The 19,299-nt window shown below is 63.1% G+C and carries 23 protein-coding genes and 1 pseudogene; 15 read left to right on the top strand and 9 right to left on the bottom strand.

Annotated elements, in window-relative coordinates; translation table 11 throughout:
- Positions 1 to 165 precede the first annotated feature (165 nt).
- On the top strand, positions 166 to 330 hold the full coding sequence (locus tag ACVWY5_RS10930) for a Flp family type IVb pilin (RefSeq protein ID WP_016841801.1): 165 nt from the start codon (positions 166 to 168) through the stop codon (positions 328 to 330).
- 30 nt (positions 331 to 360) lie between these two features.
- Here the strand turns inward: ACVWY5_RS10930 and ACVWY5_RS10935 are convergent, their stop codons facing one another.
- Both ACVWY5_RS10935 and ku read right to left on the bottom strand, forming a co-directional pair.
- Positions 361 to 588 carry a hypothetical protein gene (locus tag ACVWY5_RS10935; RefSeq protein ID WP_016841800.1) on the bottom strand — a complete coding sequence of 76 codons (228 nt, stop codon included), beginning with the start codon at positions 586 to 588 and terminating at the stop codon, positions 361 to 363.
- A gap of 60 nt (positions 589 to 648) precedes the next feature.
- Positions 649 to 1,627 (bottom strand): annotated as a pseudogene (gene ku / locus ACVWY5_RS10940) (non-homologous end joining protein Ku).
- Positions 1,628 to 1,892: 265 nt separating this feature from the next.
- Here ku and ACVWY5_RS10945 point away from each other — a divergent pair.
- From ACVWY5_RS10945 to ACVWY5_RS10975, 7 genes are all read left to right on the top strand, one after another.
- On the top strand, positions 1,893 to 2,045 hold the full coding sequence (locus ACVWY5_RS10945) for a hypothetical protein (protein WP_016841798.1): 153 nt from the start codon (positions 1,893 to 1,895) through the stop codon (positions 2,043 to 2,045).
- A 420-nt stretch (positions 2,046 to 2,465) separates the two neighbouring features.
- Positions 2,466 to 2,624, top strand: a complete 159-nt coding sequence (locus ACVWY5_RS10950) for a hypothetical protein (RefSeq protein WP_167350445.1) — start codon at positions 2,466 to 2,468, stop codon at positions 2,622 to 2,624.
- A 519-nt stretch (positions 2,625 to 3,143) separates the two neighbouring features.
- Positions 3,144 to 3,422 carry a hypothetical protein gene (locus ACVWY5_RS10955; protein ID WP_028331615.1) on the top strand — a complete coding sequence of 93 codons (279 nt, stop codon included), beginning with the start codon at positions 3,144 to 3,146 and terminating at the stop codon, positions 3,420 to 3,422.
- A gap of 56 nt (positions 3,423 to 3,478) precedes the next feature.
- On the top strand, positions 3,479 to 3,895 hold the full coding sequence (locus tag ACVWY5_RS10960; RefSeq protein ID WP_028331614.1) for a hypothetical protein: 417 nt from the start codon (positions 3,479 to 3,481) through the stop codon (positions 3,893 to 3,895).
- Positions 3,896 to 3,989: 94 nt separating this feature from the next.
- Positions 3,990 to 5,018, top strand: coding sequence for an NAD-dependent epimerase (locus ACVWY5_RS10965; RefSeq protein ID WP_410712161.1), 1,029 nt, complete (start codon positions 3,990 to 3,992; stop codon positions 5,016 to 5,018).
- 180 nt (positions 5,019 to 5,198) lie between these two features.
- A complete protein-coding gene (locus tag ACVWY5_RS10970) occupies positions 5,199 to 5,456 on the top strand; it encodes a hypothetical protein (protein WP_321176778.1) in 258 nt (85 codons plus the stop codon).
- A gap of 767 nt (positions 5,457 to 6,223) precedes the next feature.
- Positions 6,224 to 6,433 carry a hypothetical protein gene (locus ACVWY5_RS10975; protein ID WP_016841790.1) on the top strand — a complete coding sequence of 70 codons (210 nt, stop codon included), beginning with the start codon at positions 6,224 to 6,226 and terminating at the stop codon, positions 6,431 to 6,433.
- A 180-nt stretch (positions 6,434 to 6,613) separates the two neighbouring features.
- On the opposite strand, the gene ACVWY5_RS10980 is transcribed toward ACVWY5_RS10975, so the two are convergent.
- Positions 6,614 to 6,802 carry a hypothetical protein gene (locus ACVWY5_RS10980; RefSeq protein WP_028331611.1) on the bottom strand — a complete coding sequence of 63 codons (189 nt, stop codon included), beginning with the start codon at positions 6,800 to 6,802 and terminating at the stop codon, positions 6,614 to 6,616.
- 667 nt (positions 6,803 to 7,469) lie between these two features.
- On the opposite strand from ACVWY5_RS10980, the gene ACVWY5_RS10985 reads away from it, so the two are divergent.
- Positions 7,470 to 7,844, top strand: a complete 375-nt coding sequence (locus ACVWY5_RS10985; protein WP_018270679.1) for a helix-turn-helix domain-containing protein — start codon at positions 7,470 to 7,472, stop codon at positions 7,842 to 7,844.
- Positions 7,845 to 7,857: 13 nt separating this feature from the next.
- On the opposite strand, the gene ACVWY5_RS10990 is transcribed toward ACVWY5_RS10985, so the two are convergent.
- The gene (locus tag ACVWY5_RS10990; RefSeq protein ID WP_028331610.1) at positions 7,858 to 8,163 is read right to left on the bottom strand and encodes a hypothetical protein; all 306 of its coding nucleotides are present in this window, start codon (positions 8,161 to 8,163) and stop codon (positions 7,858 to 7,860) included.
- A gap of 95 nt (positions 8,164 to 8,258) precedes the next feature.
- On the opposite strand from ACVWY5_RS10990, the gene ACVWY5_RS10995 reads away from it, so the two are divergent.
- Both ACVWY5_RS10995 and ACVWY5_RS11000 read left to right on the top strand, forming a co-directional pair.
- Positions 8,259 to 9,473, top strand: a complete 1,215-nt coding sequence (locus ACVWY5_RS10995) for a sugar transferase (RefSeq protein WP_456671670.1) — start codon at positions 8,259 to 8,261, stop codon at positions 9,471 to 9,473.
- On the top strand, positions 9,355 to 9,702 hold the full coding sequence (locus tag ACVWY5_RS11000; protein ID WP_456671772.1) for a sugar transferase: 348 nt from the start codon (positions 9,355 to 9,357) through the stop codon (positions 9,700 to 9,702). Before ACVWY5_RS10995 ends, ACVWY5_RS11000 begins: the two co-directional genes overlap by 119 nt.
- A gap of 33 nt (positions 9,703 to 9,735) precedes the next feature.
- On the opposite strand, the gene ACVWY5_RS11005 is transcribed toward ACVWY5_RS11000, so the two are convergent.
- The 5 genes from ACVWY5_RS11005 to ACVWY5_RS11025 all read right to left on the bottom strand — a co-directional run bounded on the left by ACVWY5_RS11005 (position 9,736) and on the right by ACVWY5_RS11025 (position 13,214).
- Positions 9,736 to 10,320, bottom strand: coding sequence for a hypothetical protein (locus ACVWY5_RS11005; RefSeq protein WP_157347381.1), 585 nt, complete (start codon positions 10,318 to 10,320; stop codon positions 9,736 to 9,738).
- A gap of 16 nt (positions 10,321 to 10,336) precedes the next feature.
- A complete protein-coding gene (locus ACVWY5_RS11010) occupies positions 10,337 to 11,113 on the bottom strand; it encodes a metallophosphoesterase family protein (protein ID WP_028331607.1) in 777 nt (258 codons plus the stop codon).
- A gap of 7 nt (positions 11,114 to 11,120) precedes the next feature.
- The gene (locus ACVWY5_RS11015; RefSeq protein WP_028331606.1) at positions 11,121 to 12,404 is read right to left on the bottom strand and encodes a hypothetical protein; all 1,284 of its coding nucleotides are present in this window, start codon (positions 12,402 to 12,404) and stop codon (positions 11,121 to 11,123) included.
- 110 nt (positions 12,405 to 12,514) lie between these two features.
- Positions 12,515 to 12,799 carry a hypothetical protein gene (locus tag ACVWY5_RS11020; protein WP_160321813.1) on the bottom strand — a complete coding sequence of 95 codons (285 nt, stop codon included), beginning with the start codon at positions 12,797 to 12,799 and terminating at the stop codon, positions 12,515 to 12,517.
- Between the two features lie 106 nt (positions 12,800 to 12,905).
- Positions 12,906 to 13,214, bottom strand: coding sequence for a hypothetical protein (locus ACVWY5_RS11025; RefSeq protein WP_152977856.1), 309 nt, complete (start codon positions 13,212 to 13,214; stop codon positions 12,906 to 12,908).
- Between the two features lie 297 nt (positions 13,215 to 13,511).
- Between ACVWY5_RS11025 and ACVWY5_RS11030 the strand changes: the two genes are divergently transcribed.
- The 4 genes from ACVWY5_RS11030 to ACVWY5_RS11045 all read left to right on the top strand — a co-directional run bounded on the left by ACVWY5_RS11030 (position 13,512) and on the right by ACVWY5_RS11045 (position 19,298).
- A complete protein-coding gene (locus ACVWY5_RS11030; RefSeq protein WP_080666916.1) occupies positions 13,512 to 14,624 on the top strand; it encodes a polysaccharide biosynthesis/export family protein in 1,113 nt (370 codons plus the stop codon).
- Between the two features lie 31 nt (positions 14,625 to 14,655).
- Positions 14,656 to 16,122, top strand: a complete 1,467-nt coding sequence (locus ACVWY5_RS11035) for an O-antigen ligase family protein (protein WP_080666915.1) — start codon at positions 14,656 to 14,658, stop codon at positions 16,120 to 16,122.
- 107 nt (positions 16,123 to 16,229) lie between these two features.
- Positions 16,230 to 16,895 (top strand): hypothetical protein, encoded by a 666-nt coding sequence (locus ACVWY5_RS11040; RefSeq protein ID WP_244482553.1) that lies wholly within the window; start codon positions 16,230 to 16,232, stop codon positions 16,893 to 16,895.
- A gap of 129 nt (positions 16,896 to 17,024) precedes the next feature.
- On the top strand, positions 17,025 to 19,298 hold the full coding sequence (locus ACVWY5_RS11045) for a polysaccharide biosynthesis tyrosine autokinase (RefSeq protein ID WP_028331602.1): 2,274 nt from the start codon (positions 17,025 to 17,027) through the stop codon (positions 19,296 to 19,298).
- Position 19,299: the final 1 nt, after the last annotated feature.

Raw genomic sequence — 19,299 nt, forward strand, 5'->3', positions numbered from 1 at the left:
CGGCGGCACCCTGATGCAGGCAGAACTAGCATGGAAATTCCCTGCAACCTTTAAGCGATCGTTCATCCTTTCCCTCAATGGGCCGTCAACCAATGCGGCCTAGTTTGGCAGGCATATTACTACGGCGCGGGAGAAAAAGCCGCGAGCGTCGGACAGGAGCTTTTCATGCGCGCGTTGATGGCAAGGTTTCTGCGTGATGAGGTCGGGGCGACGGCCATTGAATACGCCATCATCGCCGGTGGCATCAGCATCGTGATCGTCGCCGGCGTCAGGGGCATCGGCACCAGTGTAAGCGGTCAATTCAATGCCGTCAGTTCGGCATTCAAGTAAACGCTGCCGGCAGTTCGGCATTTTCCAGATTCAGTCGTCCCCATTCAACGCGCGCAGCATCGCGATGCGCGCGAACATCAACCAGCCGGCACCTTGTTCCGCCGCATTGATCAGATGCTCGACCGCGATCTGCCAGCGCGTCTCCTGCTGAGTGTCTTCCGATAGCTTCATGATGTAGTCGGCAGCGTGCTGCAGCGTCACCAGTGTGCCGCCGCGATGCAGCGCGATCGGTTCGTCAAACGGCGTCGACCAGGGCATCTCGACCGGGACATCTCAGGCGCTGCGGACCGGGCTCATCTTGCGGTCGCGGTCGCTGCGCTAGCCTGCCTTCTTCCGCGCCGCGGTGCCCTGGGCGCGCGTTGTCTTCTCGGCCCTCTTCGGCTCGGGCTTGGCGGCCTCCTTGGGCTCGCGCTTGCCGCTGCCCGAGATCGGCAGCAGCATTTCGCGCTGGCCCTCGATGCCGCTTCTTCGGCTTCTTGCCCTTCGCGGCCTTTGCCTCGGCCTTGGCGGGCGCGGCCTGCTTCTCGTTGGCGAGGCTCTTCTTCAGCGCGTCCATCAGGTTGATGACGTTGCCGCTGGTCTTCGCCGCGGGCTTGGCGACCTTGATGCCGTTGCGCTTCTGGTTGATCAGGTCGATCAGCGCCTGCTCGTAACGGTCCTCGAACTCCTCCGGATCGAACTCGGCGGACTTCTGCTCGACGATATGCTTGGCGAGATCGAGCATGTCCTTGGTGATCTTCACATCCTGGATGTCGTCGAAATACTCCTTCTCGCTGCGCACCTCATACGGGTAGCGCAACAGCGTGCCCATCAGCCCGTTGTCGAGCGGCTCGAGCGCGATGATGTGCTCGCGATTGGTCAGCACCACGCGGCCGATCGCGACCTTGTTCAGGCTGCGGATGGTCTCACGGATCACCGCAAAGGCGTCGTGGCCGACCTTGCCGTCGGGAACGAGATAGTAGGGACGGATCAGATAGCGGCTGTCGATCTCGCTGCGCGGCACGAATTCGTCGATCTCGATGGTGCGGGTCGAATCCAGCGCGATGTCGTCGAGCTCTTCCTTGGTGACCTCGACATAGGTGTCGGTGTCGACCTTGTAGCCCTTCATGATGTCTTCGCCGGAGACTTCCTCGCCGGTCTCGGCGTCGACCTTGGCGTATTTGATCCGGTGGCCGGTCTTGCGGTTGATCTGGTTGAAGGAGACCTTTTCGGTATCCGATGTCGCCGGGTACAGGGCAACCGGGCAAGTCACGAGCGAAAGGCGCAAAAAGCCCTTCCAATTGGCGCGAGGGGCCATGGGGGAAACTCCAGGGAAACTCCAATTACGCAACCGACAGACCGGTCAAGGATAACACCGGGAACCCCAGTTTGAAACAACACGGCCCGGTGAATCTCGCAACGGCGTTAACCGTGTCCTCGCGCTGCGCCCGTTTGACGCGGCAGGCCGGACTGCCGTCGGCGCAGCCGTCGACGCGCTCGGAACATCGCTCCCGATCACGCGTTGGCTGTCGAAGGGGCGCGGCAAGCGCCGGAATTACAGGCACTTAAGCAAAGAGGTTGCCATGGCAACGGAACGACACGGCCAAATCGTCGAAACCCCGACCGAGGCGCGCCAGGCCGAGCCTGGACCTTCGGTTCTCGCGCTGCTCACGGCCTCGACAGGACTGGCCGTCCTGATCCTCGGCATTGTCTGGTTCGCCTTTTTCCGCGTGTGAGGCGATTATCATTGGTTGGTCGCCTGCGAGGACTTGATTGTTAAACTGAGAGGCGGGGCGAAGCGGGCAGATTGCTCCCGGGAAGAATCCGTTCGGTCGATCGCGCCGGCCTCCGGCGTGCGGCTATCCTGCATACCGGCTACATCGCATGGTCAAGCTGCACGACCGCCTTGATCGACGTAGGTGACGTCGATCGGACCGGGACCCGAAGTGGAAGTTCCGGCGCGCGGGCCGCCGCGATCGCCAACGTCGAATTCCTGATCGTGTCGAACGGAATTTTCACTGCGCGATGGCGTGCGGCTTGGCGGCGTTTTGCAGCGATGATCTGTGATGCGCAAGGCGAATGGCTGTGGCAACGCGTCACGAGATCATCGAAATTGACTGCTAGCTGATTTGAATCAGATACGTCTTGAGCCTGAGATGTTCTATTCGCAAGAAGAAAAAAACTCATTGCTGGCGCGCCTCAAGGAGAAAAGCGTTTCAGGTGCCTTCGTGGGACTGACGGTGCTGGCTATGGCAGGGTGGATTTATCTTCTCAGCTCGATGTTCCTGAAATTCATGCTCTGGTGGTTCTCCTGAGACGTTCTCTCGCGAGAACAATTATTGTCGACCCCTGATCATTGTTGCGTCGTTCGATTGCACAAAAATTCCAGCGGCTGAACAATCTTTCGGCGCGTCCAATCATGATGTCGTCACAACTTCGAATGTTAATAACATTGGGGCGAACGTGGACGGTTGTGATGGTTTCTCCTGCTCTCATTCTCGCGGCGGTGTTCGTCGCAGGCTTCTTCTCCGGTTTCGCTGCGCGCTCGTGGCGGTCGCACAAGCGTCGCGCGCAGTATCGGATCTATGCACCGTATGTGGCGCCATCAGCCGCGAAATCGTCGAGGCGGGAACAGCCGGTCAGTGCGTTCGGCCACATGCGTCGCGCGTTCTAGCGGAGTAGTTCGATCGAGGTAGCGCGACGGTGTGCGGTGAGTTGGGGTTGGCTGGCAACATGCAATCGGTCATCATATCTGTGTCCGTTGGTTTGGTTGCGTGCCAGCGTGCGCCTGATCTCGTCGCCGGCCCCGCGGATCGCAAGGGAACTTTCACGTCATGAGTGATCTCAGGGGGCATTCGCCAAGGCGGTATGTCGTCGATGTCAGCGGCCGGCGCGTGCTGGTCGGGCTGACGCTTGAGGAGACGTCGGAGTTCGAGGACCTGGACTCCTCGCTGCCGGTATTGGCGGACGGGGACGGTAGGGGAACGGGCTTGGTGCCGTCAGCCGGTGAGGGACGGTGGCTCGAACTCTATGACAAGCACGACAAGGCCTGGATCAAGTGGAAAGCCGACCTGAGGGCCGGGCACGAGGGCAATTCACCCTTTTTTAACTAAGACCGGGCGATTTTCGACCTGAGCTGCCTGAATGGGCCCGAACCGGATACTGACAGATGTTTCAGCTGTTTTTGCGGTCTCGCGCGCATGACCTGATCAAATCGCGGCGCGGCGAGGAAGGTTTCAAGGCACGCTCGGCCGAGCGCGATGCCGAGACCGATCGCGCCCGGATCGGATCGATCATGGCCGCGATCGAGGCCGCGTTGCAGGCGGCCGAAAGCGAGCAATCCGGTCTTGGCCGCCGTGTCGATGATGTTCTGGCCCGCGCCGCGGTGACCCTCGGCAACGGCACCGACGAATATCTGGAACGCGAGGCGCTTGACAACTATCATCAGGACCTGTTTGACGCCGAGATCTCCAACGGCCAGCGCCGGCTGAAGGAATTGGCGACCGAGATCGCGCACTTCAAGTTCATGAAGGCCGCCGTCCTGAGCCGCTTTCCGGACTACAAGCCTCCGGCCGCCAGCAACTGACGCCTAGCGGCGCGCAGAGCGAAGGCAGCCGCGGCTGCCGCGTGTAACGGCTTATTCGAATGGTCCGGCGCAAGGCGAAAGGCACAGGCAAGACGTGGTGATCGCAGGCAATCTACTGGTCACGGGCTGCGCCGGCTTCATCGGCTTCCATCTGGTGGAGCATCTGCTGCGGGCAGGGCAGCCGGTCATCGGCATCGACAATCTGAACGACTATTACGACCCGGCGCTCAAGCGCGCGCGCCTCGATCTGCTCAAGCAGCACCGTGGCTTCACCTTCGTGGAGCTCGACCTCGCCGACCGAGCCGGCATGAAGGCGCTGTTCGAGCGTTATCGCTTCGAGATCGTGGTACATCTCGCCGCGCAGGCCGGCGTGCGTTATTCCCTGCAGAACCCGCACGCCTATGCGGATTCCAATCTGGAGGGCTTCCTCAACGTCCTCGAGGGCTGCCGGCACACCGCGTGCAAGCACCTGTTGTTTGCGTCCTCATCGTCGGTCTATGGCGCCAACACCAAGCTGCCGTTTTCGGTCCACGACAATGTCGACCATCCCGTCAGCCTGTACGCCGCGACCAAGAAGGCCAACGAGCTGATCGCCCATTCCTATAGCCATCTCTATCGCGTACCGGCGACCGGGCTGCGGTTTTTCACCGTGTATGGGACGTGGTATCGGCCGGACATGGCGCTCTATGCGTTCGCCGACGCGATCACCACGGGCAAGCCGATCCAGCTGTTCAACAACGGCAACATGCGGCGCGACTTCACCTATGTCGACGACGTGGTCGAGGCGATGGTGCGGTTGATCGGCCGCGCGCCGGAGAGCGATGTCAACTGGTCGGGAGCGCATCCCGATCCGGGTTCGAGCCGGGCGCCGTGGCGGGTCTACAATATCGGCAACAGCAGGCCGGAAGAACTGATGCATGTGGTGGCGCTGCTCGAGCAGGGCTTGGGGCGGCAGGCCGAAAAGCAGTTGCTGCCGATGCAACCGGGAGATGTACTGGAGACGTCGGCCGACGTCTCCGACCTGGAGCGTGAAATCGGCTTCCGCCCGCAGACGCGGATCGAGGATGGCATTGCCAGGTTTGTCGCCTGGTATCGGGCCTATCACGACGTCGATCGGAACTAAGCGCCGCGAGAATCGTCGTCGCGTTCCAGCTCGCGGTCAGAGCTGATCTTCGCGCAAACGCGATCGGCGTTTGTCGCGACGGAAAACCGCTTCGCACTTTTCCGGATCATGCTTTAGTGCGCTCCTTGCGAATCCGGGCTCGAGAAAAAAAACTGATTCAGTTTGGAACGGAGTGTGGCAATGCGAGTTATCTCGGGTTTTGCGATCGCCTTAGCCGTGATCATGATCTCCGGCGCAATGGCTCCGGCGCATGCGATCGACGTGCAGGTGGCGCGCGCCTGCGATGCCTTGGTGGCGAAGGCATTTCCGCCGCTACAGCCCGGCAATCCCGCTTCCGGGAGCGCGCGGGGCGGTGCCAAAGCCCAGCGGGACTATTTCAACAAGTGCGTCGCCAATGGTGGCAGGATGGACGACGATACGCCTCCTAAATCGAAATAGCGCGCGATCGCGACGCGTGGCGAATTAGCAATGCTTATGGCGAATCTTCGCTGTCGCTGCTGTTCGTGGGGACTGTGCAAGCGCGTGCGAATGCAGCGACAGGCGCGCGAAAGGCGTTCGCTCCCTCTGTTCAAGCCGGACGCTTCGGTCCCGCTCATTTTAATTAGAATAGCGTTAGCGCGGCTGGGTCCGGCGGAGGCGAAATCGCGCTTGATCCGATGTCCAGCGTTGAATTCATTTCGCTGGATTGCTCGAGCGCTTCAGGACCCGTCAGTCGCTTCAATATTCGCAACCGGTCGAAACACTCTGCGATCCTTGATGGACGTAGCAGCAGCAGATTTTGCGTCTACGGAGCAGCTTTGGTGGAATATCTTGTGTGCACCTGAGCGCGTCCCTTGAAGCGCGATCGCTGTAACACGGCGACATTGTGATAGCCGGACAATGCGCGTTCGGTTGCACGACACGGCAGCCATCAACGATCACCAAGCAATATCATGCGCTTGGTAGAGCTTCTGACCCACATCGAGCCGCGTTGTCCAGCCGCGCGCCTTATCGCTGCCGCTGCCAACTCATCCGTACGACACATCAAAGGCCGCCGATCGAGCGCTTCGCGATCAGGTTGTGGAACCTGATTGAGAAAATTTAACTCGGAGCCATGTTGGTCGCAAACCTGCCCCATTAACCGCCTTCCATGTGCGCGGAATAACCCTGTCATCGAAACTTCAATCACATCGCTCATACCCTTAACCGCAGAGCGAGGGCGCGCCATGAAGCAGCACAAAGTTCAACATTTGCATCAGCCGATCGAAGAGGCGTTGCTCGCGACCAATCAATCGCTGCGCAACGAAGTCGTTGCGCTGATGCTTGATATCGCTGAGTTACGTGAAATCCAGGAACGCCCGGGCTCGTCGCGTTCGTTCGGCATGTCTCGTGAGCAGAATACCCCGCGCGTCGCGCTGCGCCGGGTTCACAGCTGAAGTCCGTCAGCCTCTTTCTCATCGGCAGAATATGCGGCCACATCCTCGCCAAGCCGGCGAGCATGCTGGCGCGTCTGCAGTTGCGGACATTTCAATTTTAAATTGAATGATGCGCTGGCCCAATGCTCGTTTAGGCGAGCTGGCGGACGTTGCTGCGGACGGTCGTGAGGGTGGGGGCGGTCAGTGCTCCAGCGGCACGGACTTGCGTGCCCCGACATCGGACAGACGCTCGCGCAGGATCCAGTTCTGCAAGACCAGTTCGACCGCGGTATGCCGGAGCTCGCAATTCTCTGCGACGAGGCGTTCCAGGATGTCGGCCGCCTCGCTTGACGCGGGTTGGTTCCCCTCGAAGACCTTGAGACGCGCCATGGTGTCGATCCTCGCAATAAAGTTGATCAGAGACTGGCTCTGACAAGCGTCAGCACAGAATGGTTCGCGGATTATCGGGCGGACGTGGTTCCGCCTGATGGCCTCGGGTGGGAAAGCGCTTAATTGATAATTCGTGGATCGAGATATGAGCGTTAGGTCTCGTGAAAATAATCCTCAAATATGTTGAAACCCTCATGACGCCTAACGTCCTAGTAACTACTGCTGGGCGTGTACGCCCGCAAGCGGCCGGACGCGAAAGTCGCGGGATTAATTTGTTAGAAATTTGTGAAAGTTGCGCTTGACCGATGGGGCGATTATCGCGGCGAGGCATGGCGCACTCACAATCTGTCGAGAGACCGATTGAATATTCTCATTTGCTTCCCGTTTGAGAATGCAAACAGTGCGCCAGTTATCCCGATCAAACTCTCATACACAGAAAGTCGTATAACTTTTTTTATCGGGCCCTTTCAGCGGAGGAATATTCCCCGTATATTCCAGTCAATACCTTGCAGCTTCGGCGTTTCTTCGCACTATGTGTTGCTGCCGACCGGCAAGTTCGAGGCTCCCGAAAGGCCCCCGGGAAACCCTCAATTTGAATTTCCTGTTGCATTTACATAGCTTATAGGCCATGCGATGATTGCTAATCTAGGGGGCAATGAGATGACCAATGAGGCGTCATTCTACTGAGGAGATCAGTTCCAAGGTCAAACAGGCCGAGGAACTCATGGCGCGGGGGCAGTCCCAGGCTCAAGCGTGCAAGGTGCTGGGCGTTAGCGTGATGACATTTCATCGCTGGCGCAAGCAGGAGGCCGCACGTGGCCACCAGGCGAATGGTACTGTTACCGAATTCGCCGCTCGCACCGATGATCGAGATGGGATCCCCCCTGTCCATAACCGTATTGATGAATTACGGCTGGAAAATGAACGGCTGCGCCGGATCGTGACCGACTTGCTGCTCGAGAAAATGAAGATCGAGGAAAAGCTTGCGCTCAGGTCCGGCGGCGGGAGCGGCTTGCCCCGCCGTGGTGAAGCCCAAAGCTGATGTAAGCTATCCGTTAGTGGATGCGTGAAGGCCTGGGAGCCAGCAGCAGCTGGTCGCTCAGATGTGCCTTCTCCGACCTTGCGCGCAGCTCTTCGAAGATCGGACGCAGTCTGGCCTGTGCAAGGTCCAGACCCCTGACGATGTCCTCATTCGGCATGTCGGCCGGGAAGCGGGCCGCGCGCAGCTTTGTCTCGATCGCCTTGACCAGCACCTCGACGTCGTCGCGGTGCTGGCCCGCGACGAGCTCGGCGCCCATCAGGCGGATGAGATGGAGGAGGGCCACCAGCGCGGCCTCGGTTTCGCCAGCCAATGAACTCATGTGCGCTCTCTATCCGATATCCGCAGCAGGTCTTGCGAGCTCACGACCCGCCTGATAATACACATATGAATTGTTAACACGAATGTTAATTCCCGATGACCGACCTTTCGGACGCTCGATTGGCGAAGGTACCGGTTAACTTCGGCGCCTTCTCGTTCGCTTTCGCCTCCCTCGAGGCGTTTGCCGTCGCGTTCGAGATGATAATCGTCGTGCTGTCCAGCATCGTTGGCGGCGCGGCTTATCACCTCTTTTACTACCACACGGTTTATAGCAACAGCTTCGAGGGTTTTCTAGGGATCGGGGTCCTCGCCGCCATCCTTCACATGTTCGTGGCGAAGTCGCAGGGCCTCTACAATGCGCAGGTGCTGGCCGGTCTAGACCGGCGCTGGAGCAGCCTGCTCGGCGGATGGCTGCTGGTCGTTCTGCTGATGACCCTGATCATCTTCCTCTTGAAGGTGGGTTCCGGCGTTTCGCGCGGATCGGTGCTGTCATTTGGCCTGATCGGCGGCCTCGGGCTGGTCGGCGGACGGATGCTGCTGCAGGCGCCGCTGCAACGCGCGATCGACCGCGGCATGCTGGCCACGCGCCGCGCGGTCGTGGTCGGGATGGCGGACGAATTGTCCCGGGTGCGGCAAGCGAGCCTGCTGCGCGATTTCGGCCTCAGCGAGGTGCGACGGGTCCAGCTACCCGGACCGTCCGACGACGCCGACGACCGGGCCGCCGTCGCGTCAGCCATTCGTGCAGCCCGCGAGTGCGGCGCCGACGAGATCGTCCTGGCCATGCCCTGGCAGCAGGAGCCGCGCATCCAGTTCGTGTGCGATCAGCTGCGGGCATCGCCGCTGCCGGTGCGGCTGCTGCCGGACCGGACCGCGGAGCGGTTTCTGGCGCTGCGGATGGTGGCGACTGGCCCGATCCCGACGCTGGAAATGCAGCGCGCGCCGCTTACTTCGCTCGAGCGCGCCGGCAAGCGGCTGTTCGACATCGTGGCGTCCAGCGGCCTCCTGGTGCTGTTCGCACCGCTGCTGATCGGAACGGCGATTGCGATCAAGCTCGACTCCAGGGGGCCGATCCTGTTCCGGCAGCGCCGCAACGGCTTCGACGGCAAGCAATTCACCATCCTCAAATTCCGCCTCGATGCACGTGCTCGAGGATGGCGATGTCATCACGCAGGCCCGCCCGAACGATCCGCGGCTGACCGGGATCGGCGCGACGCTGCGTCGCCGCAGCATCGACGAGTTGCCGCAGCTGGTGAACGTATTGCGCGGCGACATGTCGCTGGTCGGGCCGCGGCCGCACGCGCTGGCGCATGACGACAAATATTCGAAGCTGATCGCGAGCTATGCAGAGCGCCAGCACGTCAAGCCCGGCATCACCGGTCTCGCGCAGGTGCAGGGGCTGCGCGGCGCAACGCCGGCGATCGAGGACATGCAGCTGCGCGTGGCGCACGACCTCATCTACATCAAGAGCTGGAGCTTCGTGCTCGATCTGCGCATCCTGCTGCGCACGGTCGGCGCGGTGTTGCGCCACAAGGGTATCTGACGGCTGGGCACCTGGGCGCCAGGCGCGCGCGCCTTACTGCGGAATGCTCTGGTTGGCGTCCTTGAACTCCGCCTCGATGATGCGCCGGTTGGCGTCGCCAGCCACGCGATAGGCCTGCCCGATCGCGCCCTTCAGCTCCGGCGCCCGCGTGAGGATCAGGCGGATCTGCCGCTGCAGCAGGTCGACCAATTCGACATCGCGCGTGGTGTCGACCTGCGCCAGAAGGATCAGGCGCGGCGCGATCAGGTCGCTGCGGTTGAAGCCGGTATAGTAGGACATCTTGAGCGCCTTCGACGCGGTCGGGTTCAGCCAGTCGAACCGTCCGGTTGCCGAGGCGAGGCCGAACCAGGCGCCGGCGTCCATCGGCGACAGGCGAAGCGCGCGCGTGAACGCGGCTTCGGCCGCCTCCGGTGACGTCTGCAATTGGCTCCAGCCGTCGCGCAGCCACAGCTCGCCTCGGACCATGCCGACCTCTGCGGCGATCGCCGGTCTGCCGCGCAATGCATCGGCGGCAAGCCACCAGACCGACAAGGCCAGCGTCGCCGCGCCGATCGCAGCGGCCGCCGGCACGAAGGCCGGCGAGAGGCGCCTCGCATTCCGGCCGATCGCGTCAGTCATCGTGTTCGCCATCGCATTAGCCATGGCGCGCGGCCCGGTTGCCGGTCATCAGCAGGGTTCGCCGGGCTCCCTCGAGCTTGACGCAGGTCAGGCGGCCGGTCGCATAGGCGCCGGTGTCGACATTGATGCGGTTGCGCAGCAGCTCGGCCTCATGCACCGGCGTATGGCCATGGACGACGACCTTGCCGAAATCATCTTCCGAGATCAGGAAGTCGTCGCGGATCCAGAGCATATCCTCCTTGCGCTGTTGGTTGAGTGCGACGCCGGGCCTGACGCCGGCATGGACGAAGAAGTAGCGTTTGTGCACATAACAGAGCGGCAGCGAGCGCAGGAAGGCGAGATGGGCGGGCGGCATCTGGCGGATCAATTGCCGGGCGAGCGCCCTGCGTTCGGAAGCGTCGGGATTGGGCGAGGGCGTCAGTCCGTATGACATCAGCGTTTGCAAGCCGCCGAACTGCCGCCATTGCGCGAGCATGTCGGGATTGACGAGAAACTCCAGCAGGCAGGCCTCGTGATTGCCGAGCAGGCAGACCATGCTGCGGCTGCGGCGGCGTTGATCGAGCATGGCGATGACATCGCGCGAATCCGGTCCGCGATCGATATAGTCGCCGAGGAACACCTGGATCGGTCGCGCCGGCCGGAACCGACGGATGTCGGCATCGATGCGGGCGCAGATCTCGTGCAGCAGGTCGGCATGACCATGGATATCGCCGACGGCGTAGATGCAGGTCTCGTCGCCCTCATGTTCGAGATCGCCGGTCTGGCCGACAAGACGCTGGAGGAAGCTGCGCATCTGGCGTCTAGCCCGCCTGCAACCGAGAACGGCTGATCCGCTGTGCCAGTCCTGTTCCGATCACGGCTCCCAACACGATCACTCCGGGCAGCGCCGGCAATTCCGGCAAGGTGAAGCTGGCTAGCAGCAGCGTCAGCAGGACGGCTGCTGCCGATGCAGGGTAGGACCAGTCGCGGCCGCGATTGCGCGCACCGGCCGTGAACGCTGCGATGCCGACGATGATAGCCGCGACTAAAGTCCAGAACATGGCGGAACCGAACTGGGCGATCAAGGCCGCCGCGCTCGTCGCAACCACGGGGCGCGTGGTGGCGCCCTGCCAGTCCATATAGGTCGACGCCAGTGTTGCCGTGGTGCCGGCGCCGCTGCCGAGCGCGGGCAGGTCGGCGAGCAGATTGTGGGTCGATTGCACGAACTCGGACGGTGCATGAACAAAGGCGACCGCAAGCGGTACGTCGGGATGACGGTTGCCGATCGCCGTCGCCAGGGCGATCAGCGCGATCGCTGTCGCAGCAGCAGCGCTGCTCCAGCGGTGCAGATGAAGTTTCCGCGCGGCGAAGGTCATCAGGACGAGGGCGATGCCCGCGGCGATCGCGATCGCGGCGCCGCGCCGCCCAACCCAGCAGGCGCTGGCGGCGCAGAGCAGCGCGCCGGCGGCGAGCAGCCAGCGCAGCCGTGTCAATTGGGCTGCGGTGCGGCCATCGGCGTGTCCACCGACGTCGAGCGCGCGCGCAACACTGAGCGGAACGCCAACGAGAACGACGACCAGGAATCCGTTTGCCGTCTCATCGCGCGCAGCGCCAGGCCAGATTTTGACCGGATCGCTTGATAGCAGCAGGATCAGGGCTGCGACGGCCGCCGTTGCTGCAATGGTGCGGGCCACCATATCGGCGCGGCGGGCGTCGATCGCGATCGCGGCGGCGGTGATCATGACCGACATGAGTGACAGCCAGATCAGCAGCGCGCCGAGGCTTGCGCCGGTGTCGATCGTGATACTGCCGCTGAGCTGTGCTCCCAGCGTTTCGCCGGTGAACTTCCACACCGGATGCGCCAGGGCCGCCAGGGGAAGCATCTGCAGGACGATCCAGAGCACCGGCAGAAGCGCCGCCGCAACAGCGGGGCCGACGACCGACTTCAGGAACGACAGCTCGCCTGGACGGATCGCCACGAGGCTTGCGAGCAGCCCGAGCGACGTCGCCGCGCCGACGAGACCCTTCGCGAGCGATGCGTCGATGAGACCGAGCGGAAGCGACGTCCCGATCAAGATGCAGATGAAGGCCGTGACGTTCCACACGAGAGGGGGAGGTCCTGCAGAGGATGAGACGCAAGGCAGCGGGATGCCCCGGGCCTGCCGCGACGTCAACGGAAATCGGGCACGCCAAAAGGGGGCAGTGTTATGCCCTGCTATTGCGAACGGCGCAGGGCGAGACGTGGCGTCGAGGTGCGAGACCAGAACAGCGGCGCGAAGGTGCTTGCCAGATATCCGACTTGCAGCGCTACGATCGCAGCGATCATGAGCAGCGCGGTTTCCGACCACGACAGGCGCGCGACTCCGATGGCGGCCAGAAGCGCGAGTTCCGCGAGCGCCACCGGCGCCAGCACCAGACAGTGCTGGCGTAGCCCGAGAACGGTGCCGCCGATCAAATTGCCAAGGAAAACAAATAACATAACCAAACCCTGCGCCCCCAAGATATCGGGCCGGGCCTAAGCCGGGGTTAACCCGCACGTCGCAGAGCCGCCGGCGCGGTGCCGGCCGGCGCTCGAATGGCCTGTGGTTTTGTTAGTCGATTAACATTCAGAACGGGCGCAGATCGCCGTAACTATAGGCAGCCCAATAATCGCGGCCGCCATACGGTCCATAGGCGCCGTAGAGCGGCGCGCAAGAGTAGCGATCGGGACAGCCGTGCCAGCAGACCCGCTTCCACTGGCAGACGTCGCCACGACAATATTGCAGCCGCTGACAATTGCCGCTGACCCGTTGCACGGTGCGCGGCGCTGGGGAAACGCTTAGTTCTGCGGCAGAAACGGCGGAGCCGCCGAGGGCGTCTATCAGCGGCAAGGCGACCATTCCCAACGCGATCGCGGGTAGCTTCCTGCGGGCCATCGAACCCTCAATTGGTTAACTCAAACCATCTCATTCACAGATAACGGGGAGATTGGACGAAAGCAAAGCCGGAGTGACGGCGCGCGGGGCATTGTCTCACCGCGGTGCGCCGGTGTCGCCGAATTGCCTCACCTCGTTAACATTATTTATCAATTGCATCGCAATATATCGCGTAACCTTGTGATTGTGATAGTCGGCGTGTTACGGCACGGCCGGAGTATTTAAATGTCGCGTGCGAATTTCATTCGGGTAATGTTATTGCTTGCGGCCGCCTGTTGTGTCAGCGGTTGCCATTACATGCCGACCAACGGTCCGACGAGCTCCGATGTCGTGGCCGGGCAGCGCGATCCTGAAAGCCTGCCCTATGCGATGGTCAGGATCACACCGCAGATCGAGAATGTGCTGGCATCATTCGCGCCGCAGCTCGCCGGCGGCATCCAGGGCCCGCCGCCGAAGGACATCCGCTTCGGCATCGGCGACGTCGTCAGCGTCACGATCTTCGAGGCCGCCGCCGGCGGTCTGTTCATTCCGGTCGAGGCCGGCGTGCGTCCCGGCAACTACATCACGTTGCCGAACCAGAACGTCGATACCGACGGCAACATCTCGGTGCCCTATGCCGGCGCGATCCGCGCCAAGAACCGCACGCCGACCGAAGTGCAGCGCTCGATCGTCGATGCGCTGAAGAACCGCGCGATCGAGCCGCAGGCCGTGGTCGCCCTGATCGAGCAGCGCACCTCGCTGATCTCCGTGCTCGGCGAGGTCAATTCGCCGAACCGCTTCCCCGCCAACGCCGCGGGTGAGCACGTGCTCGACGCCATCACGCGCGCCGGCGGCCCGAAAGGGCAGGGTTTTGACACATGGGTCATGCTCGAGCGCGACGGCAAGCGCACCACGGTGCCGTTCGGCCAGCTGGTCTACGAGCCCAAGAGCAACATCTACGCTCATCCCGGTGACACCATTTATGTCTACCGCGAGCCGCAGACCTTCGTCGCCTTCGGCGCCTCGGGCGCGCAGGGCCAGTTCAATTTTGAGGCCTGGCGCATCTCGCTCGCCGAAGCCGTCGCCAAGGCGGGCGGCCTGAACGACTCCTCGGCCGATCCGGCCTCGGTGTTCGTCTATCGCGGCGAATTGCCGGAAGTGGCCGCCAAGCTTGGCGTCGACGTCAGCAAATATTCAGGGCCGATCATCCCGGTCGTCTACAACATCAATTTCCGCGATCCGGCCGGTTATTTCCTGGCTACGCGTTTCCAGTTGCGCAACAAGGACGTGCTCTATGCGTCGAACGCGGCATCCGTCGAGGACGCCAAGGTGATGCAGCAGATCCGCCTCGTGACCGCAACGGTGAACGATCCGATCGTGGCCGCCTACAACGCAACCTTACTTCGTAATTCGATCAAGCTTGCGCCCTGATACTGGGGCGTGAGCCGGCACGGCCGGCTTCATGACACGTTTGCGATCAGCTTCCGGCTCAAGCGAGGCGACGGCATTGCCGTGGCCGGTGCGCTGGTCATCGTGGCTGTTCTGCGCCGTCGTCGCTTTGGCGCCGCTGCCGCTCGGCTCGGTCGGTACGGTTGCGCCCGCGATCTGGTCGATCCTGCTCGGGATTGCACTGCTCGGGGTGTTGCCGATGCGCCTGCGCGGCAGTCAGCTCGCGATCCTCGCCGTGACCGTGCTGTTGACGGCGCTTGCCATGCTGGTGCTGCACGAACAGTCGGCCGTCCGGCCCTGGTCGGGTGTGGCGCCGAACGCGTTGTGGGCGCAGGCCGGCAAATTGCTGCCTGCCGAGCTGCCGCCGGCCGTGTCGATCGCGCGCGGTCAGCCGTTCTATTCGATCGGCGTCGGGATCGTTTGCCTGCTGAGCTTCGCCATCGGAGTCGTGCTCGGTGCCAACCGTAGACTGGCGCGCGGGTTGTTGCGGGCGGTGGCCGCGGCGGGCCTGGTCTATGCGATCTGCGGCATCATCACTTTCGCGATCGATCCCACCCGGATCTACCTGCTGCACGAGAAGCAGGCGCACCTGGCGTGGCTGACATCTCCCTTCGTCAATCGCAACACGGCCGGCATCTATTACGGTTGCTGCGCGCTGATCTGGCTGTTGTTCGGCTGCGAACTGATCGAGCGGCATTGGCCGCCGCGCCGTGCCGGCCTGTCACGGCTGATCGCGCGCCTCGATATGCCGGCGCGGCGCCGGCTCGCCGGCCATGCGTTCGGCTGGCTCACTTGCCTGCTGGCGATGTTTCTGACCGGCTCGCGCGGCGGCGTCGGGATCTCGCTGCTCGCTGCGGTCGCAGCTGCCGCGATCTTCTTTCGCAACCGCGTGCCGCACCGCTACGGCATGATCGTGGCGCTCGGCGTCGGCAGCCTGGTCGCGCTGGCACTGATGCAGCTTCTCGGCGGCGGTGTCGGCGCGCGCTTCAGCACGATGGGCCTGTCGGACGAGGGACGGTTCTCGACCTATCGCGCAACGTTGCGGATGATCTGGGATCACCCGTGGCTCGGCGACGGTTTCGGGACCTTCGAATGGGTCTATCCGGCCTATCGCACCGACGACACCTCGCTGCGCGGGACCTGGAACCGGGCGCACAACAGCTGGCTCGAACTGGCGTCCGACGGCGGAATGTTAATGGCCGGCGCCGCCATGATCGCGCTGCTCGCAGCGTTCGGCGTGCTCGCGCATGGCGTGCGGACACGTCGCCGCGACGTGATCGTGCCGCTCGCGGCGCTCTGCGCGTCGGCCGCCGGCGCTCTCCATTCGATGATCGATTTCTCGCTCCAGATCACTGGCTATGCCGTTGTAATCGCGGCCTTGCTCGGGGCAGGCCTGTCGCAATCCTTCCGCTCCGGCAGGGGCGGCGGCGGTGGCGGCTCCGACCGTGACGCCCGTGTTACGGTCGGGCGGCCGGGTTAACGCTGATTTCGCGCGCCAACGCCCGGCCGCGGCCGGCGAGGCTATTTAATTGGCGCGATAACTGTGACTGTGCTAACGAACTGTTAGTATTCGTTAGGGAGATAGCTGTGTTCACATTTGAGCGATCCGGCGGCTTTTCCGCTCCGCGCCTGACGATGTTGGTGGTGATGTTGGCGCTCGCGATGCCCGGTGGCGCGGCGCTGGCGGAAACTCCTGGCGGGCTGATCCAACTGTCCCAGGCGGTCGCCAATTTCAAGGCCAGCCCGGAGCAACTGCTGACCCAATATCCGAATGCGGGCGTAGAATTGACCTCGCGGGCGCGCGACTTCGCCCTCAACGATCCGACATCGCTCGATCCGTTGATTGCGCTGCTCGCCAAGGCAAGCAAGGACCAGAAGACGGCGATCGCCGCCGGCCTCGCCCAGGCCGCGCGCATCGTGGTCCGCAGCAACCAGCCCTACGCGACGCGCATCCAGCAGGCGATTGCCGACACCAAGGATCTCGACACCGTGATGGCGTTTGCCGCTGCGTCGGGTGACAGCGGCACCGCCGCAACCGGCGCCGGCGGCGCGGGCAGCGCCGGTGCATCCGGCGGCCAGACCAGCGCGCTGGTCGCCAGCGGCGCCGGCGGCGGCACGCTCGAGGCCATCGACGGCAACAGCGTGAACACCGGCATCTTCAGCTTCACCTCGTCGGTCAGCAGTTCTGGCAGCACGACGACCGGTACGGCCACGGGCACCGGCACCACCCTCATTTCGACAGTCACCCCCTGAGCGGACGTCCGATCGCCAATGGAGAACTTTCTGCAGCAACGCGCTTCGGTGTCGGCGGCGGGACGCTTCCCAGGATCATTGGAGGGCGCGAGGGCAGGATCCATCCTGCCGGCGCGGCGATAGGACGAAATGCTTCAGCGCAACCAGATTTCGCCGTCTGTCGATCTGAGAAATCGTCCGGCCGAACTGCCGTCGCTGGCGGAAACCTTCGACGCCTTCGTCACCTATCTGCTCCGGCAATACTGGGTCATCCTCGGGACCGCCGGGCTCTGCCTGTTCGGCGGCATCTGCTATCTGATGACGGCGGCGCCGAGCTATACGGCGCTTGCCACGATGATCATCGACACGCGCAAATTCCAGGCCTTCCAGCAGCAATCGCCGGTGAGCGAGGCCCCGGTCGATTCCGCCGCGGTCGAGAGCCAGGTCGAAATCCTGAAGTCGGAGAATGTGGCGCTCGCGGTGATCCGCGACCTCAAGCTCAACGAGGATCCGGAATTCGTCGGCTCGCGGGCCGGCGCGGTAGGAGCCGTGCTCGATTTCGTGTCCGGCCTGCTCGCCGGCGGTGCGCCGCCCACCGAGTTCGACCGGACCCGGCGCGCGGTCCGCACGTTCCAGAAGCAGCTCGATGTCCGCCGCCGCGGCATGACCTATGTGATCGAGGTCAGCTTCCGCTCGCTCGATCCCGAGCGCGCGGCGCAGATCGCCAACGCCGTCGCCGACGCCTACATCGTCGACCAGCTCGATTCCAAGTATCAGGCGACGCGTCGCGCCAGCGTCTGGCTGCAGGACCGCATCCAGGAGCTGCGCACGCAGGCATCCAACGCCGAGCGCGCGGTGCTCGACTACAAGAAGACCAACAACATCGTCACCTCCAGCGGCAAGCTGCTCAACGAGCAGCAGCTCGGCGAGCTCAACACCCAGCTGCTCCACGTGAAGTCGCAGGTCACCGACGCCAAGGCCAAGCTCGACCGCATCGAGGCGGTGGTGAAGGGGGGCGTCCCCGATGCGACGGTGGCCGATACCCTGAACAATCAGGTCATCACCAAGCTGCGCTCGCAATATCTCGAGCTGGCCAACCGCGAGGCCGACTGGTCGTCGCGCTACGGCTACAATCACTTGGCCGCCGTCAACCTGCGCAACCAGATGCGCGAGATCCAGTCGTCGATTGTGGACGAGCTGAAGCGGCTCGCCGAAAGCTACAAGAGCGACTATGCGATCGCCCTGCAGCGCCAAAACGAGATCGAGCGCGCCGTGAATGACTCGGTGTCGCAGTCGCAGTCGACCAACCAGGCGCAGGTCACGCTGCGCGAGCTCGAGAGCTCGGCGCAGACCTATCGCTCGCTCTACGACAATTTCCTGCAGCGCTACATGGAAAACGTGCAGCAGCAGTCGTTCCCGGTCAGCGAGGCGCGGGTGATCACCCGTGCCTCGCGTCCGCTCAGCAAGAGCCATCCGCAAACCTTGGTCGTGCTCGCGCTCTCGGCGCTCGGCGGCCTGATCGCCGGGCTCGGGCTCGGCGTGTTGCGCGACCTCTATGACCGGGTGTTCCGCACCGCTGAAATGGTCGAGACGATCCTCGAGGCCGACTGCGTCGCCATCGTTCCCCGCGTCTCGCCGGGCCAGATCAAGGCGCCGGTCGCCGGTCGTCCCAATCTGCCGATCGGTCCGCGCACGATCCGGCGCGGCGACGAGCCGGTGCTGTGGGCGGCGATCGATTCGCCATTCTCACGGTTCTCGGAAGCGATCCGCTCGATCAAGGTCAATGCCGACCTCAACGTCACCAAGCCGTCAAAGATCCTCGGCCTGACCTCGGCGCTGCCCAACGAGGGCAAGTCGACGCTGGCCTTCGTATTTGCGCAACTGGTTGCCCAGAGCGGGGCCCGCGTGCTCCTGATCGATTGCGATCTGCGCAATCCCTCGCTCAGCCGCAAGGTCGCCGCGACTGCCGAGCGCGGCATCCTCGACGTGCTGTCGAACAATGCGACATTGCAGGACACGCTATGGCGCGATCCCGAGACGGGCCTCGCCTTCCTGCCTGGCGCCACGCGATCGCGCATCGCCCATTCGCACGACGTGCTGGCCTCCGACCAGATGAGAGATTTCATCGACGGGGCCCGCAGCCATTATGACTATGTGATCGTCGATTTCCCGCCGCTCACGCCGGTGGTCGATGTCCGCATCACCGCCCACTTCGTCGATTCCTTCGTCTTCATCGTGGAATGGGGCAAGACCCAGGTGCAGGTGGTCGAGCGCGCGTTGCGCAGTGCGCGAGCGGTCAACGAGAACCTGCTCGGCGTCGTGCTCAACAAGGCCGATATCGCCGCGATGAGCCGCTATAGTGGCTATGGCGGCAAGAACTATTATTACAACTCGCACTATGGGCGATATGGCTACACCGAGTGAG

The sequence above is a fragment of the Bradyrhizobium sp. USDA 3256 genome (assembly GCF_054058275.1).